General features: G+C 74.9%; 7 protein-coding genes. 3 read left to right on the top strand and 4 right to left on the bottom strand.

Translation table 11 applies throughout. The features are described 5' to 3' along the window. The 4 genes from OG386_RS08805 to OG386_RS08790 all read right to left on the bottom strand — a co-directional run bounded on the left by OG386_RS08805 (position 1) and on the right by OG386_RS08790 (position 20,830). A complete protein-coding gene (locus OG386_RS08805; protein ID WP_328787606.1) occupies positions 1-10,527 on the bottom strand; it encodes a non-ribosomal peptide synthetase in 10,527 nt (3,508 codons plus the stop codon). Then, positions 10,524-18,353 carry a non-ribosomal peptide synthetase gene (locus tag OG386_RS08800; RefSeq protein WP_328787605.1) on the bottom strand — a complete coding sequence of 2,610 codons (7,830 nt, stop codon included), beginning with the start codon at positions 18,351-18,353 and terminating at the stop codon, positions 10,524-10,526. The genes OG386_RS08805 and OG386_RS08800 overlap by 4 nt, the downstream gene beginning before the upstream one ends. A gap of 88 nt (positions 18,354-18,441) precedes the next feature. Then, the gene (locus tag OG386_RS08795; RefSeq protein WP_328787604.1) at positions 18,442-19,566 is read right to left on the bottom strand and encodes a helix-turn-helix transcriptional regulator; all 1,125 of its coding nucleotides are present in this window, start codon (positions 19,564-19,566) and stop codon (positions 18,442-18,444) included. Positions 19,567-20,062: 496 nt separating this feature from the next. Continuing rightward, positions 20,063-20,830, bottom strand: coding sequence for a DeoR/GlpR family DNA-binding transcription regulator (locus OG386_RS08790; RefSeq protein WP_328787603.1), 768 nt, complete (start codon positions 20,828-20,830; stop codon positions 20,063-20,065). A 170-nt stretch (positions 20,831-21,000) separates the two neighbouring features. Between OG386_RS08790 and OG386_RS08785 the strand changes: the two genes are divergently transcribed. Genes OG386_RS08785 through OG386_RS08775 form a run of 3 tightly spaced genes read left to right on the top strand, consistent with a single transcriptional unit; the run spans position 21,001 to position 23,462 of the window. After that, the gene (locus OG386_RS08785) at positions 21,001-22,236 is read left to right on the top strand and encodes an MFS transporter (RefSeq protein ID WP_328787602.1); all 1,236 of its coding nucleotides are present in this window, start codon (positions 21,001-21,003) and stop codon (positions 22,234-22,236) included. Positions 22,237-22,254: 18 nt separating this feature from the next. After that, positions 22,255-22,857, top strand: a complete 603-nt coding sequence (locus OG386_RS08780) for an HAD family hydrolase (RefSeq protein WP_328787601.1) — start codon at positions 22,255-22,257, stop codon at positions 22,855-22,857. Beyond that, positions 22,854-23,462, top strand: a complete 609-nt coding sequence (locus tag OG386_RS08775) for a GPP34 family phosphoprotein (protein ID WP_328787600.1) — start codon at positions 22,854-22,856, stop codon at positions 23,460-23,462. Before OG386_RS08780 ends, OG386_RS08775 begins: the two co-directional genes overlap by 4 nt. The last annotated feature ends 84 nt before the right edge of the window (positions 23,463-23,546 follow it).

Raw genomic sequence — 23,546 nt, 5'->3', positions numbered from 1 at the left:
TCAGGCGGGCAGGGCCGCGGCCAGCAGCTCCGCCAGCTCTGCGCAGTGCGGCGGGTCCACCAGATCGTGGTGGTTGCCCGGGACCGCGGCCCGTACGACGGCGCCCGCGGTGCGCGGCCGCCACGCCGCCGGGTCCACCAGCGGGGTCGCGAGCTCCGGATGGCGCTCGTCGACCGTGAAGAGGTGCAGGTCCACGGCGAGCACGGCATCGGTGCGGTAGGCGGCGGAAGCCGCCCCGTTCGCCTCGGCGACCCGCAGCAGTCTGCGCAGGGCCCGGGTGGGGGAGGTGCGGGGGAGCGTGCCCTCCTCGCGGCCCCGGCGCACCAGGACGTCGAGCAGCTCCTCCTCGTCCAGTTCGCGCGCCGAGCCGGCGTCGATCCCGGCGGCGATGCCGTACCGCAGCAGGTCCGGATCGCCCGCCCCGCCGGCCGCACCGCAACGGCTCCCGGGAGCCGTTCCCGGCGCCGCCGCGTCGATCAGGCCGAGGAAGGCGACCTCCTCACCGGCGGCCTCCAGCCGGGCCGCCATCTCGTAGGCCACCGTCCCGCCGAACGACCAGCCGGACAGCAGGTACGGGCCGTGCGGCTGCTCCTCGCGGAGCGCGGCCAGGTAGCGCTCGGCCATCTCGGCCACCCGCTCCAGCGGCCTCTCGCCGGTGTTGTAGCCCACCGACTCCAGGCCCAGGATCCGCCGGTCGCCCCCGGGACGGGCGGCGAGGTCCCGCACCAGGTCCCGGTAGCAGACGACGTCGCCGCCCCGCGGGTGGACGAGGACCAGCGGAGGCCGGGACGGGTCCCCGTCGGCCAGCGGGACCAGCAGCCTGGCGGCGGCCGCCCCCGCGTCCGGCAGCGCCTCGCAGAGCAGCTCCACGGTGCGCCGGCGGAACACCAGGTTCAGCGGCAGTTCCACGCCGAACTCCCGGCGCACGGCCGCCATCAGGGCGAAGGCCTTGAGCGAGTGCCCGCCGAGCGCGAAGAAGTCGTCGCGCACCCCGATCGGGGCCGTCCCCAGGGTCTGCTCCCACAGCCGCGCCATCCGCAGCTCGGTCGTGTCGCGCGGGGCGATCCGCCCCGCGCCGTCGCCGCGCGCCGCGTCCGCCGAAGGAGCGGGCAGCGCCTTGCGGTCGAGCTTGCCGTTCGGGGTGAGCGGGAGCCGCTCCAGGGCGGTCAGGACCGCCGGGACCATGTATTCGGGGAGGTCCTGGCGCAGGAAGTCGCCGAGCTCCCGCACGTCGCCCTCCTCGTCCCGCCAGGTCACGTAGCCGGCCAGCACCGCGTCCACCCCCGTGCCGTGGACGGCCACGGCCGCCGCCAGCACCCTCGGGTGGCGGGCGAGCGCGGACTCGATCTCGCCGAGCTCCATCCGGTGGCCGCGCACCTTCACCTGGCCGTCGGCCCGGCCCCGGTACTCCAGAGAGCCGTCCGCGAGCCGTCGTACGAGGTCACCGGTGCGGTACAGCCGTTCGCCCGCCGCGTACGGGTCGGGCACGAACCGGTCCGCGGTCAGCGCCGGCCGCCCGTGGTAGCCGCGGGCCACCCCGTCGCCGCCGATGTACAGCTCGCCGAACACGCCGACCGGCACCGGTCGCAGGCCCGCGTCCAGCACGTGCAGCCGGGTGTTGGCGAGCGCCGAGCCGATCGGCACCGGCCCGTCGCCGACGGGCCCGGACAGCCGGTGCGCCGTGGACCAGACGGTGGTCTCCGTCGGCCCGTACACGTTCCACACGGTGCCCAGCGCCGTACGCATCCGCTCGGCCAGGGCCGACGGCAGCGCCTCGCCGCCGCACAGCGCCCGTACGCGGGGCGCCTGCCAGCCGGACTCCATCAGCTGGTGCCAGGTGGCCGGAGTGGCCTGGACGACCGTGACCGGCGCCGAGTCCAGCTCCTTCGCGAGGAGGGTGCCGTCCCGCGCGGTCTCCCGGTCGACGACCCGTACGGTGGCCCCGCACACGAGCGGGACCAGCAGCTCCAGCACGGCGATGTCGAACGAGGCCGTGGTGACGGCCGCGACCGTGTCACCGGCCGTCAGCTCCAGCCTGCGCACCATGTCCCGGGTGAAGTTGGCCAGCGCCCGGTGCGGGACGGTGACCCCCTTCGGGCGTCCCGTCGAGCCCGAGGTGTACAGGGCGTACGCCAGCTGCTCCGGCTCCAGCCGCACGGGTGCGAAGTCGGCCCGCGCGCTCCCGTCCCCGGCCAGGGCGTCGAGGTCCACCACGGCGACCCCGTCCGGTGCCTGCGCGGCGCCGGAAGGCCCCGACACCACCAGCACCCGGGCACCGCTGTCCGCGAGCATGTAGCCGATCCGGTCGGCCGGATATCCGGGGTCGACGGGCACGTACAGGCCGCCGGAGCGCAGGACGCCCAGCAGCGCCGCCGGCAGCAGCACGGAGCGCTCCGCGCACACGGCCACCGCCGCGTCCGGGCCCACGCCCAGCCGGGCGAGCTCCCGGGCCAGGCGGCCCGAGACCTCCCACAACCCGGCGTACGTCAGGCTCCGTTCCCCGTCGTCCACGGCGACGACCTCCGGCGTACGGGAGGCCTGCTCACCGACGAGCACGGGCAGCGGCCGGTCGGCGGCCGGCTCGAAGGACCCGCCGCCCGCACGCAGGATCCGGCGCTCCTCGGCCGGACCCATCAGCGGCAGTGCGCCGAGCGGCGTCGCGGGATCGGCCACCGCGGCCGTGAGCAGTTCGGCCAGTGCCGAGGTCATGCGCTCGACGGTCGCCCGGTCGAAGAGGTCGGTCGCGAACACGGCCTCGCCGCGCAGCGCGCCCTCCTCCTCGACGAAGTACAGCGAGAGGTCGAACTTCGAGGCCCCGCTGGCCAGCGAGAGCGGTTCGACGTCCAGCCCGGACGGTGCGGGCGGCGCGGCGCCCTCTTCGTCGAGCACCAGCATCACCTGGAAGAGCGGGTTGCGGCTCAGGTCGCGCTCCGGCCGCACCTCCTCCACCAGGCGCTCGAACGGCACCTCCTGGTGGGCGTAGGCCCCCAGGGCGGTCTCCCGGGCCCGGTCCAGCAGTTCGCCGAAGGCCGGGTCGCCGGACAGGTCGGTGCGCAGCACCAGGTTGTTGACGAAGAAGCCGATGAGCGGCTCCAGTTCGGTGCGGTCGCGGCCCGCGATGGGGGAGCCCACCGCCACGTCCTCGCTGCCCGACCAGCGGGCCAGCAGGGCCTGGAAGCCGGCCAGCAGCACCATGAACAGGGTGGCGTCGTGCCGGCGCCCCAGCTCGCGCAGCCCGTGCAGCAGCGGCTCGGGCAGGACGAAGGGGAACTGCTCGCCGCGCCCGGACGGGGCGGCCGGCCGGGGCCGGTCGGTAGGCAGGTCCAGCGGGGCGAGCCCGGCGAGCCGCTCCCGCCAGTGGTCCAGGGTGCCGGCGAGCGCGTCACCGCTCAGCCGGTCGCGCTGCCAGGACGCGAAATCGCGGTAGGAGACGGCGAGTTCCGGCAGCGGCTCGGCCCCCTCGAGGGTGCGGGCCCGGTAGGCGGCGAAGAACTCCCGCCAGAACACCCCCACCGACCAGCCGTCGAAGGCGATGTGATGCGCGACGATCACCAGCAGGTGCTCCCGCGCCGCGATCCGCACCAGGCGGGCCCGCAGCGGGCCCGCGGCCGCCAGGTCGAAGGGCAGCGCGGCGTCGTGCGCCGCCAACTCCAGCGCCCGCTCCCCGGCCGCCGCCGCACCCAGCTCCGACAGGTCGGTGAAGGACGGGGCGAACATCGAGGCCGGACCGGGCACGACGCGGGCCGCGAAGGCGCCCTCGCCGCTCACCTCCCCGGAGTCCCCGGAGTCCCCGGATTCCCCCGTCTCCTCGATCCGCGAGCGCAGCACCTCGTGCCGGGCGACGACGTCCGTCAGGGCCGCCAGCGCCGCGTCGGCGTCGAGTTCCCCCGTCAGCCGTACGGCACCGGGCATGTTGTAGTCGGGCCGGCCCGGCTGGAGCCGGTCCAGCAGCCACAGCCGCTGCTGTCCGAAGGACAGCGGGCCGGGCCCCTCGGGCAGTGCGGGGATCGCCGCGCCCGCCGCGCCCAGCGAGGCCAGCGCCCGGGCGAGGTCCTCGGCCACCGGGTGGCGGAAGAGCAGTTGCATCGGGACGTCCAGTTCCAACAGGGCGCGCAGCCGGGAGATGACCCGGGTGGCGCGCAGGGAGTGCCCGCCGCGCTCGAAGAAGTGGTCGCGGACCCCGATCGGGCCCTCGCCGAGCACCTCCTCCCAGACCTCGGTCACCGTCCGCTCCAGCGGCGTGCGCGGGGCGACGTGCGCCCGGTGCCCGCCGGCCGAACCGGATTCCGGCGCGGGCAGCGCCCTGCGGTCGGTCTTCCCGTTCGGGGTCAGCGGCAGCGCGTCCAGCACCACCAGCGCGGAGGGCACCATCGCGGCCGGCAGGGCCGCGCGTACGAAGTCCAGTACGGCGGCCGGATCACCGCTCCCCTCCCGCCACACCACGTACGCGGCGAGCAGCCGGTCGGCGCCCTCGCCGTGCGCGGCGGCCACGGCCCGGGCCACGTCGGGGTGGCGCAGCAGGGCGGCCTCGACCTCGCCGAGTTCGATCCGGTGGCCGCGGACCTTGACCTGGTTGTCGCGGCGGCCGTGGAACTCCAGCACGCCGTCGGAGCGCAGCCGCGCCAGGTCACCGGTGCGGTACATGCGCGCGCCGGGCGGCCCGTACGGGTCCGGCGGATAGGCCTCGGCGGTGCGGGCCGGATCGCCGAGGTAGCCGCGGGCCACCCCGCGCCCGGCGATGAACAGCTCACCGATCGCGCCCCGCGGCAGCGGTTCGAGGTGTTCGCCGAGCACGAGCACCCGGGCGCCGGGCAGCGGCCGCCCGATGGGGATGCGGCCCGCCTCGATGTCGGCGTCCGTCACCACGTGGTAGGTGGTGGTGTTGGTGCACTCCGTCGGACCGTACTGGTTGACCAGCCGCAGCCGGCCGGGCACGCCCAGGGCGTGCGCGGCGCGGGCCAGTCCGGCGGTCAGCGCCTCACCGGTGGTCATCACCAGCCGCAGCGCCGGCGCCGGCCCGTCCATGGCCGAGGCGGCGGCGACCAGCGGCTCCAGCATCGACGGGACGATCGACAGCAGCGCCGTCACGCCTTCGCCGTGCAGCAGCCGGGCCAGTGCGTCCGGGTCACCGGCCTCGTCCTGCGAGGCCAGCACGATCCGCCCGCCGGTGGTCAGCGGCGCGAACAGGTCGCGCACCGACGGGTCGAAGGTCAGCGCCGTACGGGCGAGCACCGCGTCCTCGGGGCCGAGGTCGAAGGTGGAGGCCAGCGCCGCCAGATAGCCGGTGATCGCGGCGTGGGTGACGGCCACGCCCTTGGGGCGGCCGGTGGATCCGGAGGTGTACAGCAGGTAGGCGAGGTGCGCGGGGGTGGCGGGGGCGGCCGGCTCCGTCGCGGGCAGTGCGTCGATCAGCTGCCGCTCGGCGTCCAGGTCCAGGACAGGTAGGTCGCCGGTCAGGTCCGCGGGCAGCCCGTCCGGCAGGCCCGCCGTCAGCACCAGGCGGGCGCCGCTGTCGGCGAGGACCGTGCGGACCCGCTCGGCAGGATGGCCCGCGTCGAGGGGCACGTAGGCCCCGCCGGCCTTCAGCACCGCGAGGACGCAGACCAGCATGCGGGGGTCGCGCCCGGCCAGTACGGCCACCCGGGTCTCGGGGCCGGTCCCGAGCTCCCGCAGGCGGTGGGCCAGCCGGTTGGCGGCCGCGTCGAGCTCGCCGTAGCTGGTGGTGCGGCCTTCGCAGGTCACGGCCGGGGCGTCCGGCCGCAGCCGGGCCCGTTCCGCCACCAGGGAGTGCAGGGTCCGCGCCGCCGGCCGGTCCGTCCGCGGCGCGGACTCCTCGCCGAGCAGGGCGGCGTGCTCCTGCGGGGACAGCACGTCCAGCCGGGACAGCGGTGCGTCGGGGGTCTCGGCCGCACCGGCCAGCAGCCGCAGGTAGTGCGCGCCGAACCGCTCGACCGTGTCCCGGTCGAAGAGGTCCGTCGCGTACTGCACGGTGCCGGTCATGCCGCCGGGGTGCTCGGTCATCGCGAGGCTGAGGTCGAACTTGGCCGTCCCGTTGGAGGTGTCCAGGCTCTCGACCTCCACACCCTCCAGCGGCAGCGCGTCGAGCTGCTCGGGATGCAGCTGGAACAGGACGTCGAAGAGCGGGTTGCGGCTGAGGTCGCGCTCCGGCCGCAGCTCCTCCACCAGCCGGTCGAAGGGGACGTCCTGGTGCTCGTACGCGGCCAGCGCGGTCCGGCGCACCCGGCCCAGCAGTTCGCCGAAGGCCGGGTCGCCGGACAGGTCGGTGCGCAGCACGAGGGTGTTGACGAAGAAGCCGACGAGCGGCTCCAGTTCGGTGCGGTCGCGGCCCGCGATGGGCGAGCCCACCGCGATGTCGGCCTGGCCCGTGTAGCGGGCCAGCAGGGCCTGGAAGCCGGCCAGCAGCACCATGAACAGGGTGGCGCCGCGCTCCCGGGCCAGAGCGCCGAGCCGTTCGGCGAGCTCGGCCGGGACCTCGAAGACGAAGGCGTCGCCCGCGCCCGAGCGCACCTGGGGCCGCGGCCGGTCGGTGGGCAGCTCCAGGACCGGGAGGCCCCCGAGGGCCGCCCGCCAGTGGGCGATGCCGGCGTCGGCGTCGCCGTCCGCCAGCCGGCGCTGCTGCCAGTACGCGAAGTCCCCGTACTGGACCGGCAGTTCCGGCAGTTCGGGACGCTCGCCGCGGCGCAGCGCCGCGTAGGCCCCGGACAGCTCCCGCCACAGCACCGGCATCGACCAACCGTCGCCGACGGTGTGGTGCAGGACCAGGACGAGGAGGTGCTCGTCGTCCGCGACCCGCACCACGCGGGCCCGCAGCAGGGGAGCGGAGCCCAGGTCGAAGGGGGCGGCGGCGTCCGCGTGGGCGAGGCCCAGCGCCCGCGAGCGGGCCTCCTCGCGGGGCAGGTCCCCCAGGTCGGTGCGGACGGGCACGAAGACTTCCGGCGCCTCCACGGTCTGTACGGGGCCCCGCGGGCCCTCGGTGATGCGCGAGCGCAGCACCTCGTGCCGGGTCACCACCGCGCACAGCGCGGCGGCCAGCGCGTCGGCGTCGAGCGGGCCGCGCAGCCGGGTCGCGACGGGGATGTTGTAGTCGGGCCGGCCGGGCTGGAGCTGGTCCAGGAACCACAGCCGCTGCTGTGCGAACGACAGCGGCGCGGGCTCCCCGGCGGGCCGGGCGCCGATCGCGGTGACGGCGGCCGCGGCCGTGCCGGGACCGTCCCCGCGCAGGGCGTCCAGTGCCGATGCGAACCGCTCCAGCGTCGGGTGCTCGAACAGCAGCCGCAGCGGCACGCCGGTGCCCAGCCGGGCGCCGAGCCGCGACACGGCGCGGGTGGCCCGCAGGGAGTGGCCGCCGAGCGCGAAGAAGTCGTCGTGGCGGCCGATCCGCGCGGTGCCCAGCACCTCGCCCCATACGGCCGCGGCCAGTTCCTCGGTCCCCGTGACCGGTGCGGCGAACTCGGCCCGGCGCACCCCCTCTTCGGGGGGCGCGGGCAGCGCGCGCCGGTCCAGCTTGCCGTTCGGGGTCACCGGCAGGGCCGCGAGCGGCACGATCGCCGAGGGGAGCATGTACGCGGGCAGCCGTGCGGCGAGGGCCCGGTGCAGCTCGGTCGGCTCGGCCTGCTGCCCCTCCGAGGGCACCACGTAGGCGACGAGGCGCTGCTCGCCGGGGGTGTCCTCGCGGACCACCACCGCGGCGTGCCCGACCTGCGGGCAGCGGGCCAGCTCGGCCTCGATCTCGCCCGGCTCGATCCGGTGGCCGCGGATCTTGACCTGCTGGTCGCCGCGGCCCAGGTAGTCGACGGTGCCGTCGGGGCGCCGCCGGGCGAGGTCGCCCGTCCGGTACATCCGGGCGCCCGGGGCGCCGTACGGGTCCGGGGTGAACTGCCGCGCGGTCAGGCCGGGCCGGCCCAGGTAGCCGCGGGCCACGCCGGTGCCGCCGATGCACAGCTCGCCGACGGCGCCCTGCGGCACCGGGCGGCCGCGCTCGTCCAGGACGTACAGGCGGGTGTCGTCCAGGGCGGTGCCGATGGGGATCCGGCCGTCCACGACGGCACCGGCGCGGGGGTCCAGCCGGTGGCCCGTGGCGAAGGTGGTCGTCTCGGTGGGCCCGTAGACGTTGACCAGGAGGGTGTCCGGAGCCTGCTCCAGGGCCCGGGCGAAGGAGTGCGGGGAGGCGGCCTCGCCGCCCGTCCACACCTCCCGCACCTGCGTCAGGAGCTCCACGCATTCCTCGACCACCAGGTTGAACAGGGCGGCCGTGAGGAACATCGAGGTGATCCGGTGCTCCTCCACCAGCGCGGCCAGGGCCGCGGTGTCCACCCGGCCGGGCGGCGCCATGACCACCTGTCCGCCGGACAGCAAGGGCACCCACAGTTCGTACGTCGAGGCGTCGAACGACAGCGGGGAGTGGGCCAGCACCCGCCGGTGCGCGGCGCCGAAGGCGGTGTCGCGGGCGAGCGCCGCGACGTTGGCGTGCGTGACGCCGATGCCCTTCGGCTCTCCCGTGGAACCGGAGGTGTACATCACGTACGCCAGCTGGTCCGGCGAGCAGGCCGGGTACGAGCCCGGCGCGACGGCCCGGATCCCGTCGGCCGGGGCGCTCGCGTCGAGCACCGGCACGGGCGAGGTGCGGACCGCCTCGTGGCCGGACGTCGCCGGATCGGCGAGCAGCAGGCGGGCGCCGGTCCGCTCCAGCATCCAGTGCAGTCGGGCGACGGGGAACCCCTCGCCGAGCGGGACGTAGACCCCGCCGGCCTTCAGGACGGCCAGGATCGCCACCGGAAGGTGGACCGAGCGCTCCATGAGCAGGGCCACGGGGGTCTCGCGCCCCACCCCGGCGGCGGTCAGCCGGGCCGCCAGCAGGTCGGAGCGGGAGTCGAGTTCGGCGAAGGTGAGGCGGCCCGTGCCGCAGACCACGGCGTCGGCGCGGGGGGTGCGCCGGACCTGCTCGGCGAACAGCTCCACCAGGGTGGCCGGGGCGAGGTCCGGGCGGACCGCGCCGTGGCCCTCGGCCACGAGCCGGGCCGCGGTCGGGGCGGAGGGCAGCAGCTCGGCCACGGGGCGGTCGGGCTCCTCGGCGGCGGAGGCAAGCAGCTCCAGGTAGTGGCCGAGGACGAGTTCGGCCGTGGCCCGGTCGAACAGGTCGGTGTCGAAGACGAGCGAGCCGGAGCAGGTGTCGGCGCCCTCGGAGACGAAGACGCTCAGGTCGAAGAGCGATCCGCCGAAGTCGGTCCGCACGGCCTGCGCGTCCAGGCCCGGCAGCCGCAGCCCGGCCGTCTCGTCCGGGGCCGACGCGAACATCACCTGCACGAGCGGGTTGCGGTCACCGACGCGCTCGGGGCTCAGGTGCTCCACCAGCCGGTCGAAGGGCACCTCCTGGTGGTCGTACGCGTCCACCGTCGCCCGGCGGACCCGACCGAGCAGCTCGCGGAACCCGGCGTCGCCCGACAGGTCGGCGCGCAGCACCACGGTGTTGACGAAGAACCCGACGAGGGGCTCCAGTTCCACCCGGTCGCGCCCGGCCACCGGAGTGCCGACGGCGATGTCGGTGCGGCCGGCGTAGCGGGCCAGGGCCGCCTGGAAGCCGGCCAGCAGGGTCATGAAGAGGGTGGCGCCGGAGCTTTCGGCGATCCCGCGCAGTCGTGCGGTGAGCGGCGCGTCGAGGGCGAAGTCCAGGCTCGCGCCGTCGCCGCTGCGGCGGGTGGGCCGGGGCCGGTCCGCGGGCAGCTCGAGGGGTTCCAGCCCGGCGAGGCGCTCCTCCCACCAGCGCAGCTGCCCGTTCATCGCGCCGCTCGCGAAGCGGTCGCGCTGGGTACGGGCGTACGACTGGTAGTCGAGGGGGAGCGGCTCCTGCGGGAGCGGCCGCTCCGCGAGCAGGGCCGCGTAGCCCGCGGAGAACTCCTGCCAGAGCAGGCCCATGGACCAGCCGTCGGTGGCGATGTGGTGGACCACCAGCACCAGCAGGTGGTCCTCGGCGCCCAGCCGGATCAGCAGGGCGCGCAGCAGCGGGCCCGTCGCGAGGTCGAAGGGTCTGCGGACCTCCTCCCGGGCCAGGGCGTGGGCCCGCTCCTCCAGTTCGGCCAGGGGGGCGCTGCCCAGGTCCAGCACCGGCAGCGGGACGGCCGCCGGCGCGGGCAGGACCACCGGGTGCGGGGCGCCGTCGCGCTCCTCGAAGACGGTGCGCAGCGGTGCGTGGCGGGCCACGACGGCCGTCAGGCTCCGGCGCAGCAGGTCGGGGCGGACGGGGCCGCGCAGCCGCACGACCTCGGGGATCGCGTAGCCGGGAGTGCCGTCCATCATCCGGTCCACCAACCACATCCGCTCCTGGGCGAACGAGGCGACGGGCTCGGCGCCCGGGCCGTCGGGGCCGGCGGTGGGGGTCGGGGCCGTCGCGGCGGCCGCACCGGCCGCCGAGTCGTCCAGCGCGGCGCGCACCCGGCGGCGCAGCAGTTCTCGGGCAGCGGCCAGGCGGCTGTCCGTGCCGGCGGCCGGCAGGCTCTCCTGGGTGGTCACGAGGTCTCTCCCTGAAGTACGAGTGAAGGAACGGCGTCGGCGGTGGCGGCGAACGGGGCCGGTTCGGCCTCCAGTTCGGCCAGCAGCACCGTCTCGACGGCGATGGCGAGGGCGGCGACGGTCCGCTGTTCGAAGAGGGTGTGCAGGGGCAGGTCCAGGCCGAGGGACTGGCGCAGCCGGGCCGCCACCCGGGTGGCGCTCAGCGAGTGCCCCCCGAGGGCGAAGAAGTCGTCGTGGCGGCCGATCCGCGGCGCGTCCAGTACGGAGGCCCACACCATGGCGACCAGTTCCTCGGTCTCCCCGGCGGGCGGCTCGTACCCGGTGGCGGCGGCCGCGGCGGCGGGTGCCGGCAGCGCCCGGCGGTCGAGCTTGCCGTTCGCCGTGACGGGCAGCCCGTCCACGACCACCAGCACCGGAACCATGTACTCCGGCAGGGAGCCGGCCAGTTCGGCGCGCATCGACTCGGGGTCCGGGGCCGGAGCAGGGTCCGTCCCGGCTTCCGGGACGACGTACCCGACGAGCCTGCGCTCGCCCGGGGCGTCCTCGCGGACCACGACGGCGGCCCGCCCGACACCGGGGAGGCGGCCCAGCGCCGTTTCGATCTCGCCGAGTTCGATCCGGAAGCCGTGGATCTTCACCTGGTCGTCGGTGCGGCCCAGGTACTCCACCGAGCCGTCGGCCCGGTGGCGGGCCAGGTCACCGGTGCGGTACATGCGCGAGCCCGGCGGGCCGAACGGGTCCAGCGGGAACCGCTGCGCGGTCAGCGCCGGGCGGCGCAGGTACCCGCGGGCGAGGCCCGCACCCGCCAGGAACAGTTCGCCCGCGACCCCCACCGGGACGGGACGCCCCTGCGGGTCGAGCACGTACAGCGAGGTGTTCCAGATCGGGCGGCCGATCGGCACGGGCCCGACGTCCTCGCGGCGGCAGTCCCAGTGCGTGACGTCCACGGCCGCCTCGGTGGGCCCGTACAGGTTGTGCAGGGGCACGTCGAGCACGTCGAGGAAGCGGTTCTTCAGCTCCTCCGGCAGGGCCTCGCCACTGCACACGACCCGGCGCAGCGAAGCGCAGCCGCCCGCCTGCGGATCCTCGACGAACGCCGCCAGCATGGACGGGACGAAGTGGACGGTGGTGACCGCCTCCTCCTGGATCACCCTGCTGAGGTAGGCGGGGTCCTTGTGCCCGCCGGGCTCGGCGACCACCAGGGCCGCGCCGGTCAGCAGCGGCCAGAAGAACTCCCACACCGAGACGTCGAAGCCGAACGGGGTCTTCTGGAGCACCCGGTCGTCCGCGCCCAGCCGGTACCGGTCCTGCATCCACAGCAGCCGGTTGACGATGGCCGAGTGCTCCACGACGACGGCCTTGGGCCGTCCCGTCGACCCGGACGTGTAGATCACGTACGCGGGGTGCGCGGGCAGGGGGGCTCGGCGCACGGCGCCGGTGGTCCCGTCGGGGACGGCCCCCGGATCCAGCCGGGGCAGGTCTGCCGCGGCCGGCAGCGCCGCCGCCACCGCGTCGTCCGCGAGCAGCAGGACGGGCTCGGCGTCCGACAGCAGGTACGCGATCCGGTCCGCCGGCAGCGAGGGGTCCACCGGAAGGTAGGCGGCGCCCGACTTCAGCACGGCCAGCAGCGAGACCACCATCTCGGTGGAGCGGTGCAGGGCCACCGCGACGATCCGCTCCGGACCGGCGCCCCGGGCGCACAGCTGACCGGCCAGCAGCTCGGCGCGGGCGTCGAGTTCGGCGTACGACAGGCGCTCGCCGCGGAAGACGGTCGCCGGGGCGCCGGGCGTCCGGGCCACCTGCTGTTCGAACAGCTCCACCAGCGTGGTGTCGGGGACGGGCACGGCCGTGCCGTTCCACTCCCGGATCAGCCGGTGCTGCTCCGCGGAGAGCAGGTCCACTTCCCCGACCGGGGTGGAAGGGGCGTCGGCGACGGTCGTCAGCAGCCGCTCCAGCGCCTCGCCCAGGCTGCGCGCCGTCCGTGCGTCGAGGACGTCCGTGCGGTGGTCGAGGTGGAGCCGCAGCCGCTCCCCGGGCAGCACGATGAGGTTGACGGTGTAGTGGGTGGCGTCCGAGCCCTCCACCCCGGTCAGTCGCGGACCGCCGGCCAGGTCCCGCATCGACTCCAGGTCGAGCGGATAGTTCTCGACGACGACCGTGGTGTCGAAGAGGGCGCCCAGCCCCGCCGCCCGCTGGATGCCGGCGAGCCCGACGTGCTGGTGGTCCATCAGCTCCGCCTGTTCGTCCTGGAACCGGGCGAGCGCGGCCAGCAGCGGCTCGTCCTCCCGGATCCGGAACCGCACGGGCAGGGTGTTGATCAGCAGGCCGACCATGTCCTCGATGCCCGCGACGTCCGCGGTCCGCCCCGAGACGGTCCCGCCGAACACGACGTCGTCCCGCCCGGTCACCCGGCCCAGCAGGACCGCCCAGACGCCCTGGACGACGCTGTTGAGGGTCACGCCCGCGGTACGGGCCCGCGCGGTGAGCCGCGCCGTGAGCTCCGCCGACAGCTCGACCGGGGCCCGCTCGGGGAGCGCGTCGATCCGGTTCGGGTCGGCCGCGCCCAGCAGGGTCGGCTCCGCCAGCCCGGCGAGCGCGGCGCTCCACGCAGCCTCCGCGGCGCCGTCGTCCTGGCGGGCCAGCCAGTCCAGGTGCGAGCGGTACGGGACCCCTTCCACGACGGCGTCGAAGACCCCGGGCCCGTGGGACCCGGCGTGTTCGGCGTATCCGGTGAGCAGGTCGCGCAGCAGCACCGCCGAGGACCAGCCGTCCCAGACGATGTGGTGGTTCGTCATGACCAGCCGGTGCTCGTCCGCGCCGAACCGGACCAGGGTGAAGCGCACCAGCGGCGGCCGCTCCAGGTCGAAGCGGCGCGCCCGGTCGGCCGCGAGCAGCCGCTCCCACTCCCGCTGCCGGTCCGCGGAGGCGAGCCCGCCGAGGTCCACGGCCTCCCACGGCGCTCCGGCGGACCCGACGACGATCTGCACCGGCCGGTCCAGACCCTGGTCGGTGAAGCCGGAGCGCAGCGCGGTGTGGCGGCGCAGCAGCCGGTCACAGGCCGTCCGCAGGGCGTCCTCGGCCAGGGCGCCGTCCAGGGTGAGGACGATCTGGCCGGTGTAGGCGTCCATCGCGCCCGTGTCGAAGGCGGAGTGGAAGAACAGGCCCTCTTGGAGCGGCGAGAGCGGCAGTACGTCCGCGAGCCCCGGGTAGCGCGCGGCCAACGCGTCCGTCTCCGGCTGCGTCAGCCGCACCAACGGCAGGTCGCGGGGGGTGAGGCGGCGCGGTCGGGGGGCGCCCGTCCAGCCGGCCAGCAGGCGCAGGGCCTCGTCCCAGGCCGCCACCAGGGCGTCCGCCTCGGCGTCGGTCAGCAGCGCCTGCGGATGGGTGACCACCGCCGTGAAGGAGGGGCCGTCGGTGCCGTCCACGGCCATGGCGTCGATCTGCAGGGCGTGTTCGACGGGCATCGCCGGATCCACGTCGGCCCGCAGCCCGCCCGCCTCGGGGGCGGGGCTCCAGGGCGCCCCGTCCCCGCCGGAGAACCGGCCCAGGTAGTTGAACAGGACCCGGGGGCGCGGGAGTCCGGACAGCTGCGCGGCGCTCTGCGGATCGAGCCGGCTCAGCAGACCGAAGCCCGTGCCGTGGTCCGGTACGGAGGCGACCGCCGCGTGGATCCGCGCGACCAGCTCGGCGAGGGCGTCGCCGCCCCGGGCCGCCGCGTCCAGGTCGAGGCCGTCCAGGTCGAACCGGACCGGGTACTGGGTGGTGAACCAGCCGACCGTGCGCGCCAGGTCGTGGCGGCCGGTGCGGTCGACGCGGCCGTGGCCCTCCAGGTCGACCAGCAGCGACCCCGGAGCGGTACCGGGGGAGCGCAGGCGGTGGCCCGCGAGGACCAGCCCCGCGAGCAGCACCTCGGCCGGACCGGTGCGCAGCGCGCCGGGCACCTTGGCCAGCAGCGGGCCGGCGACCTCGGCGGGCAGGTCGAGCGTCAGGGTTCGGGTGGTGCCCGCGGTGTCCCGCGCCGGGTCGGGGACCCGGTGCCACGGCTCCCGCGGGTCCGGTCCCGCCCCCGGGGTCTCCAGCGTCGAGCGCCAGAAGGGGAGCTCGGCGAGCACCTCCGGGGAACGCGCCTGGAGCGCCAGGTGGTGGGCCCACGCACGGAACGAGACCTCCCCGTCCGCGGCCGGCAGCGGACGCCCGGCGACGGCGGCCTCCCAGGCCGCGGCCAGGTCCGCCGTCAGGATCCGCCAGGACACCCCGTCCACGGCCAGGTGGTGCACGCACAGCAGCAGCCGGTCCGGCGACGCCCCACCGGCATCGAAGCGCACCGCCCTCAGCATCACCGAGGCCGCGGGGTCCAGTTGCCCGGCCGCCTCCCGCGCCGCCTCCGCCACGATCGCGGTGCGGGCCGACTCGTCCGACCCCGCCACACCGACGGTGCGGTAGAGCAGGGACGCGTCGACCGAACCGGGCTCGCCGACCGTGCACAGCGGGCCCTCGGGTCCGGCGGTCACGCCCAGGCGCAACGCCCCGTGCCGGTCCACCACCGACTGCAGGACCCGTACGAGCGTGGCGTCGTCCGCACCCTCGGGCAGGGCCAGCACCATGGACTGGCTGAAGCGCCCGATCGGGCCCGGCCCGTCGAGGAGCCAGCGCATGACCGGGGTCGCGGGGAGCGGACCGTGCTCCGGGACCGCCGGACCGGCGGCCCGGGAGGAACCCTGGCCCGGCTCGCCGACGGCCGCGGCGAGGGCGGCCGCCGTCTTGTGCGCGAACACCTCGCGCAGGGTGAAGGAGAAGCCCCGCGCCCGGGCCCGGCTGGTCAGGCTCAGGGCGGCGATGCTGTCGCCGCCGAGCTCGAAGAAGTTGTCGTCGGGAGTGGCGGCGGTGGAGAGGGCCTCGGAGAACAGCGCCGCGAGGGCCAGCTCCGTGGCCCCGTACGCACGCGCGGGGCGCTCCGGACGATCCGCGGCCTCGGGTACGTGCAACCGCGCGCGGTCCACCTTGCCGCTCGGGGTGAGGGGCAACCGGTCCACCGCCACGAAGGTGCGGGGCACCATGTAGCCCGGCAGGAGCCGGCCCAACTCCGCAGCCAGCAGCTCCGGTTCGGGAGCCGGGCCGCCGTCGCCCGGCGGCGCCACGAAGGCGACGAGCCGCCGGGCCCCGCCCGCTGGGGCGTGCACCACGACCGCGGCCTGCCCCACCGAGGGCTGCCGGCCGAGCACCGCCTCGATCTCGCCCAGTTCGATCCGGTGCCCGTTGATCTTGACCTGTCGGTCCACCCGTCCGAGGAACTCCAGTTCGCCCCGCGCCGACCAGCGCACGAGGTCGCCCGTCCGGTACATCCGCGCACCGGGAACGCCGGAGAAGGGGTCGGGCACGAAGCGGTCGGCCGTCATGGCGGCGCGCCCCGCGTACCCCCGGGCCAGACCGGCACCGGCCACGCACAGCTCACCGGTCGCTCCCGGCGGCAGCAGCCGCAGCGCCCGGTCGACCACGTACGCACGGTGGTTGGCCATCGGCCGCCCGATCGGCGGGATCCGGCCGTGCGAGGGCGGAACCACCCGGTGCATCGTGACGGAGACGGCGGCCTCGGTGGGCCCGTACGCGTTCCAGACCTCGCGGCCGTCCACCGCCCAGCGGTCGACGGCGTCCCCCGACGGGGCCTCGCCGCCCGTGGACAGGAACCGCAGTGCGGGCAGGGCGGCCGGGTCCAGCAGCGGCAGGAGCGCCGGCGGCAGGTCGGCGACGGTCACGGCGTGTTCGGCGAGCAGGGCCTGGAGACGGTCGACATCGACCCGTTCGGCGTCGGTGGCGAGGACCAGGGTGGAACCGCTGAGCAGCGCGCCGAAGACGTCCAGGACGGACACGTCGAAGGACAGCGAGGCGAAGCCGAGGAACCGCTCGGTGCCGTTGGACCCGTGACCGTCGCCCGCGCCGCACAGGGCGAGGTGGCCGTGGACGAAGTCGACCGCCGCCGCGTGCGGGACGACGACGCCCTTCGGCTCGCCCGTACTGCCCGAGGTGTACAGCAGGTACGCGGCGGACGCCACCGGCACTGCCGCGCCCGCCCGGTCGCCGTGGATCCGGTCGCTCACCGCTCCCGGGTCGACCACCGACGGGAGGTCGTGCGGCAGCCGGTCGAGGCTGCCGGGCCCGGCGACGACCGTGCGCAGCCCCGCGTCGCGCACGATGTAGGCGATGCGCTCCGGCGGGAGGCCGGGGTCGAGCGGCACGTAGCAGCCGCCCGCCTTCAGGACGCCGAGCAGCGCGGCGACCATCGCGGGCGAGCGCTCCACGCACACGCCGACCGGCGTGCCCGGATCCACGGCCGGCCCCAGCCGGCCCGCGATGTCCTCGGACCAGGCGTCGAGTTGACCGTAGGTCACTTCTCGGCCGGCGCAGATCACGGCGACCTTCCCGGGGGTGCGCGCCGCCTCCGCTTCGAAGAGCGCGTGCAGCCGCCCGTCCGCGGGCGCCGGGTCGACGCCGCCCTCGGCGAAGACGGCGAGGCGCTCCTCGTCCTCGGCGGTCAGGAAGGGCAGCGAGCCGACCGGGGCCGCGTCGTCGGCCGTGGCGAGCGCGACCAGGAAGCGGGTGAACCGCACGCGCAGCGCTTCGAGTTCCTCCGGGTCGACGTCGGCGGCGTCGCCCTCGGCCTGCACGGTCAGGGGGCTCTCGCCACCACGGTCGTAGACGTTGAGGGAGACGTGCTCCACCGGGCCGACGGAGAGGTTGTGCGCGGAGGCGGGAGCACCGGCGAAGGACAGCTCGTAGTCGAAGGACATGAGGTTGACGGCGGCGTCCCACAGCCGGGGCCCGGTTCCGGTGAACTCCTCGATCCGGTACCGCTGGTGGCGCAGGGCCTCCTTGATGCCGGCGGAGGTGCTGCGCAGCAGTTCGCCGACCGTGGTGTCCCCGGTCACCGCCAGCCGCAGCGGCAGGACCTTGGAGAACATGCCGGGTGTCCGGCGGGCGTCCGGGGTGGTGCGGCCGGTGACCGGCAGGCCCAGGAGCACGTCGTCGGTGGCGCCCGCGCGGTGCAGGTGGGCGGCGGCCGCGGCCATCACCAGCGCGGACCAGCGCGTGCCGTGCCGGCGCGCGGCGTTGCGCAGGGTGCGGGCATCGGCGGGGTCGAGCTCGCCGCTCACCCGCACCGTGGTGCCCGACGCGGGCGCCGGGACGCTGCCGGTGAAGGACACGGGCTCGGGGGCGCCGTCCAGTCGGCCCCGCCAGAACGCCCGGTCCTCGGCACACCGTTCGGAGCGGGCGTACTCCTCCTCCCCGGCCACGATCCGCTCCCACGGCGTGCTCTCGGGGCCCGGTACGGGCTCTCCCGCGACCAGCGCCGAGTACACCTCGGCGGTCCGCCGGGCGAGGAGCGAACCGGTGACCCCGTCCGCGACGAGGTGGTGGTAGCCCTGCATCCAGCGGTACGTCGCCGGACCGGTCCGCACGAGGAGGTGCCGGCACACGTCACCGGTCGCCAGGTCCGTCGGCCGGGCCAGCTCGGCGCGCATCAGCCGATCGGACTCGGCGTCCGGGTCCGGGTGGTCGCTGACGTCGGCCGTCTCCATCCGCAGCGGCGGCGGACCGGCGGGTATCTGGCACACCACTCCGTCCACCTCGGCGAAGCGGACGCACAGCGTCTCGGTTCCCGCCACCGTCGTGCGCACCGCCTCGGCGAGCAGCTCCGGATCCACCGCCCCGCGGATCTCCAGGTACTCGGCGATGGTGTAGTCGAGGCGGGTGGGGTCGAGCTGCTGCGCGAACCAGACGCCGTTCTGCGGCGGGGTCAGGGGCAGCGGCCCGCGGTCGTGAGTGGCCATGCGGTGGTCAGTCTCCTCAGTCGGATCGGTCGATCAACGACGACGTGAGGCCACTGTCCGTGACGGCCGGACGGTCCCGAAAGTCCCACTAATACGCCTCTTGACGACACCCGATCCGCTCGGAGAAGTCCTCGGTACCGCGATCCCGTGACAGGTGGATCCAGGTGCTGCGGTCCACGGCGCACCCCGCGCCGGACTCGGGAACGGCCGGTGCGGGCGCGGGGCGTGACATCGATGTCGGGATGACCGTACGGGCGGTCTCCGAGCCGTCGGGCGAGAGCAGCCCGTGTTGGTGGGCCAGGTAACCGAGCTGGAAGCGGCTCGTCGCGCCGAGCTGACGCATGATGGCGGAGACGTGGCGCTGACAGGTGCGCACCGAGATGCCGAGGGCGCGGGCCGTGGCGCGGTCGTCGTCGCCCTGCATCAGATGCTGGAGCACGGATCGTTTCGCCTGGTCGGCGACGTCCTGGATGAAGGCCTTCTCGCGCGGTTTGCCGATGCGTTCGCCGGTCGCCCACAGCAGGTCGAACAGCTCGGCGACGAACGCGACCAGGTCCGGGCTGCGGACGAGCAGCGCCCCGCCCGCGGTCTCCGGGAGCGGGAGGGCGAGCAGGGACCGGTCGAAGACCAGGCACCGGGCCAGGCCGCCGGAGACCGTCCTCGCCTCGGCCCCGAGAGCCGCCAGCTCCGTTTCGTACCGCACGGTCGGCGGGTCGAACCGGGCCGAGTGTTGGTACAGCGTGCGTACGGGGACACCGCGGGAGAGCAGGTCCCGGTGCCGGACGCGGACGCGGCGCTGTTCGGCCTCGGGCAGGGGGCCGCCCGGCTGGGCGCAGAGCACCTCCTGCGTGCACGCGGCGGACTGCCGGTCGAGGATGCGTTGGAGTTCGTCCGCCGACTCGATGCGCTCCAGCGGCGGCCCCTCCAGGGTGCGTTGGCGTGCGGCGTGCACGATGGCCAGTTCCGCGAGCTGCCCCCGCATGCGCAGCAGGTCGAGCTGGGCCCCCTGGACGCGTTCCTCCCACCGCTTGAGCAGGCGTGCGGACACGTCGGTGGGGTTGGTGGCTGCAAAGCAGTCGGGGCCGATCTGCTGGACCAGGCCGCTGGAGACGAGGGCGTCGAGGGTACGGGCCATGGCGGCGGGTTCCGCCCGGGCGAGCACCTGACTTTCCTGGAGGGGGCCGTGTTCTGCGAACTCCCGGTAGAGGTCCATCTCCTCGGACGTGAGCTCCCGGGGTCGGTCACGGTCCTGCGGGCGTGTCGGCGCGCCTGGTTTCATTTCGCTGCCCTCTCGTTCGCATCCGTCGCGATCGCGATGCTAGGAGACTCCGCTCCGGCCCGCCGCCCCAGGAACATGTATCGGACACGCTTCCCGTGCGCGGGTCTTGCCGGGAGGTCGGCGCAAGACCCTTGATCCGTAGCGGAATTCGACGGCAGCCGCGAACCGGCGAGCCGGACGGAGTGCCTCCGCCGGGATGGCCGGAAGACGTAGGACCCCGCCTGAAAGTTGCAGCAAGCTCTTGCTGTCGTCTTTCTGACAGTCGGTAAGACGACGGTCGCACCCCATTGGCGGGCGGCCGTCTCCCCCTCGATGCTGGGACGGGGCGCACCGATCGGGGCTGCGCACCGTGCAGGAAAGGCACGAACGCATGGATCCCAGACGACCGGTGGGCCCCGCCCGTCGGGGCCGCCCGGGCCGGCCGCCGGGCTCAGCCCTCCGCCGGGTGGACCACCTCGACCCCCTGGTCGCGCAGTCCTTCGACCGCGGGGGAGTTGGCGGGGGCGTCCGTCACGACGAGGGCGATCTCCTCCATGGAGCAGATGCGACCCAGTGCCGCGCGGCCGATCTTGTCGGCCGTCGCGACGAGGACCACGCGCTGCGCCGCGGCGACCGCCGCCCGCTTCACCTGGACGTCGTCGAGGTTGTAGGCGGTGGCGCCTTGAACGGGGTCGACGCCGCAGCAGCCCAGGATGAACGTGTCGAAGCACAGGTCCTTGAAGGTCTGCACGGGTGCGTGGCCGTAGAAGGACAGCTCCTCGGGGCGCACCTGCCCGCCGGGCATCACCAGTTGGATGCCGGGGTGCGCGGACAGGGCGAAGGCCGCGTGCAGTGAGAGGGGTGCGACGGTGAGTTGGCGATCCGCCATGGCCTTGGCGATGGCCACGGCGGTCGTACCCGTGTCCAGCGCGACGGTCTCGCCGTCGGTGAGCAGTTCGACCACGGCGCGTGCCAGCCGCTCCTTGGCCTGCGTTCCGGACATGGCCCGGATCGCGTAGGGGGGCTCGATTCCGCCGGGCAGGCTGCTCACCGCGCCGCCGCGCACGCGGCGCAGTGCTCCCCGGGACTCCAAGACTTCCAGGTCCCGGCGGATGGTCATCTCGGACGCCCCGGTGGCCAGGGCCAGCTCGGCCACCGTCGCGCGGTTCTGCTGCATGAGCAGTTCCACGACGAACTTGTGCCTCTCCATCACGTTCATGTGTCTGCTTTTAGCACAGATGAGGGCGGAGGGCCGTCACGATGTGCGTTTCGAACATTCAAACTGTTGAAATGAACATTCGTGATGTGTAGCTTGAGTGAAGTAGTGGGGACTTCCTGCTGCTGTGAACGTTGATCGTGTTCATTCGGCCATGACCAATGAGGAGAGCCATGACCGCCAGCCCTGAGGCCGACCTGCCAGAAGGAGGGAAGCCCCTCCTCACCACCGTTGCGATCGTCGCCTCGTGCCTGGCGTTCGTGGTGATCGGCGCCCTCCAGGCGCTCTACGGTCCGGCGATCCCGGCCCTGCGGGACGAGTTCGGCATCAGCCCGGCCGTGGCCGGGCTCAGCCTCAGCGCCCACTTCGTCGGCGCCCTCCTCGGAGTGCTGATCTACCACCTCCTGCGGGGCCGTCTGAACAACCGGGTGCTGCTCGGCGGCTCCTACGTGCTGATGGCCGTCGGCGCCGCCGCCTTCGCGTTCTCCCCGAGCTGGGCCCTCGCCCTCGCCGGCACGTTCGTCATCGGCCTGGGCTTCGGCGGCATCGACTACGGCCTCAACCAGCTCTTCGCCGTCGGCTTCGGCCACCGCAGCACCGCCATGCTCAACCTGCTGAACGGGCACTTCGGCATCGGTGCGATCGCCGGCCCCGCCCTGATCGGCTGGCTCGGCGCGGACAGCTATCCGGAGATCTTCATCGGCACCGGCGTGATCAGCCTGCTGATCCTCGTCACCCTCGGCGGGGTGGCCGCCCGGGAGCCCGACCCCGCCCCCGTGGACGGCGCCCCGACAGGAGGCGCCCGGGTGCTCCCGATCATCGCGGTGTTCATCGGCATCTACGTCCTGCACGTCGCCATCGAGACCGGCGTCGGCGGCTGGGAGCCCACCCACCTCGAAGCCGTCGGGTACGGCGCCGCCACCGCAGCGACCGCGACCTCCGCCTACTGGGCCGCCATGACCCTCGGCCGGTTCGTCGCCGCTCCGATCAGCCTGCGCTGGTCCGCGCCGTCGATCCTCCTCGTCTGCTGCATCGGCATGGCCGGCTTCCTCCTCCTGGCGACGGTCCCGGCGTTCGCCCCGTACGCGTACTTCGGCGTCGGCCTGATGATCGCGCCGATCTTCCCGACCTGTCTGCCCTGGCTGAACCGCGCCGTGCCCGGCGTGGGCGCCGCCGGCGCCTACGTGATCGCCGCCTCGATGATCGGCGGGGTGGCGTTCCCGCCCCTGCTCGGCGCCGTCATCGACACGATGGAGGTGAAGACGGTGCCGCTCCTGCTGTTCCTGCTCGCCGTCGTCTGCGGCGTGCTGAGCCTGTGGCTGCGCCGCAACGCCCCCGACCCCGGTGGTGTGCCCGGCCCGCGCGACGCCGGGCGTACGGACGCCGTCACCACACCCCTGAACCCGTAGAACGTGAGGAACCGAAGGATGAAAGCCGTCCTCTTCGACATGTTCGGTGTCATCGCCCGTGTCCAGTCGCCCGAGTCCACGGCCGTCCTGGAACGCACGGCCGGGGCCGACCCCGACCGCTTCTGGGCGGCGTACTGGTCCGAGCGGCCCCCCTACGACCGCGGCGAGGTCACCGGGCCCGGCTACTGGCAGGCGGTCTTCGCGCACCTGGACGTCCCGCTCGACGGGCGGCTGACCGGGGAACTGACCGCCGCCGACCTCGCCAGCTGGAGCGAGATCGACCAGCGCATGGTGGACCTGCTCGGCCTCCTCGCCGACCAGGGGCTCGTGCTCGGCCTCCTCTCCAACATCCCCGAGGACCTCGCCGCCCGGTACGAGGCCACCCAGCCGTGGCTGGAGCGGTTCGCGGTCCGCGGACTCTCCTGCCGGATCGGCAGCGCCAAGCCCGAACCCGCCGCCTACGAGTGGTGCGTCCGCGCACTCGGACTGCCGCCCGAAGAGATCCTGTTCGTCGACGACCGGGCCGAGAACGTGGACGCGGCGCGCGGACTCGGTCTCCAAGGACACGTGTTCACCTCACCGGAAGAACTGCTGGTCACGCTGGAGGCAGCGTTGACGTGACGGCTCCCGCACAGCTCTACGCCCTGTGCGTCGCCGCGCACGGCGACTTCCCGCCACCGCACCGTGCGACCGAGGCGGGCCGGGGCCTCGCCGGTGCGATGCTGCTCCAGGGCGTGCTGGCCGGCCGGCTGGACCTGTACGACGACCGGGTCCGGCCGACCGGACGGGGCCGCCGCGGCGACCCGGTGCTGGACGCCTTCCTGGCGCACGTCGAGCGTTCCCCCCGGGACCGGGCGCCGTCCGACTGGGTGGAGCGCCTCGCTCCCGCGGCGCTCGTCGCCCCCCGCCCCGGACTGCTCCCGGGCAGCACCGAACCGCCCGGCGGGCGCGCCGGGATCCGGCCCCGCGAGGCGCTGCGCCGGGTGCGGCGGTCGGTGGCGGAGCCCGACCGCTCCGCCCTCCACCCGGTGGCCGCGGGCGCCCTGCTCGCGGCGTCCGGACTGCACGACCTGTGCTGGCCCGCCCTGTCCCGGGACGAGGCGTCCCGGCGCACCCTGCGGGCCGTGGCCGCACTGGGGCCCTCGGGGCTGCCCGTCGCGCGCGCCGCGACGGCCGTGTCCCATTCCCTGAGCGGCTCCGCCGGCGCTCTCGCCTTTCCCGGCTAGAGAAACCGGATGGTAAAGGGAGTAAAGAGATCTACATCTCCAAATGGCCACTTGTCAGGCCGAGTTGGAATGTGATCAGATGAA

It is taken from the genome of Streptomyces sp. NBC_00273 (assembly GCF_036178145.1).
GTDB lineage: Bacteria > Actinomycetota > Actinomycetes > Streptomycetales > Streptomycetaceae > Streptomyces.
Note: the sequence above shows the minus strand (reverse complement) of the source record. Positions and strands in the feature narration are given on the sequence as shown.

Excerpts from the sequence above, each read along its gene's own strand:
- OG386_RS08800 (WP_328787605.1), bottom strand. The coding sequence starts at position 18,353 with ATGGCCACTCACGACCGCGGGCCGCTGCCCCTGACCCCGCCGCAGAAC.
- OG386_RS08795 (WP_328787604.1), bottom strand. The coding sequence starts at position 19,566 with ATGGACCTCTACCGGGAGTTCGCAGAACACGGCCCCCTCCAGGAAAGT.
- OG386_RS08790 (WP_328787603.1), bottom strand. The coding sequence starts at position 20,830 with ATGAACGTGATGGAGAGGCACAAGTTCGTCGTGGAACTGCTCATGCAG.
- OG386_RS08785 (WP_328787602.1), top strand. The coding sequence starts at position 21,001 with ATGACCGCCAGCCCTGAGGCCGACCTGCCAGAAGGAGGGAAGCCCCTC.
- OG386_RS08780 (WP_328787601.1), top strand. The coding sequence starts at position 22,255 with ATGAAAGCCGTCCTCTTCGACATGTTCGGTGTCATCGCCCGTGTCCAG.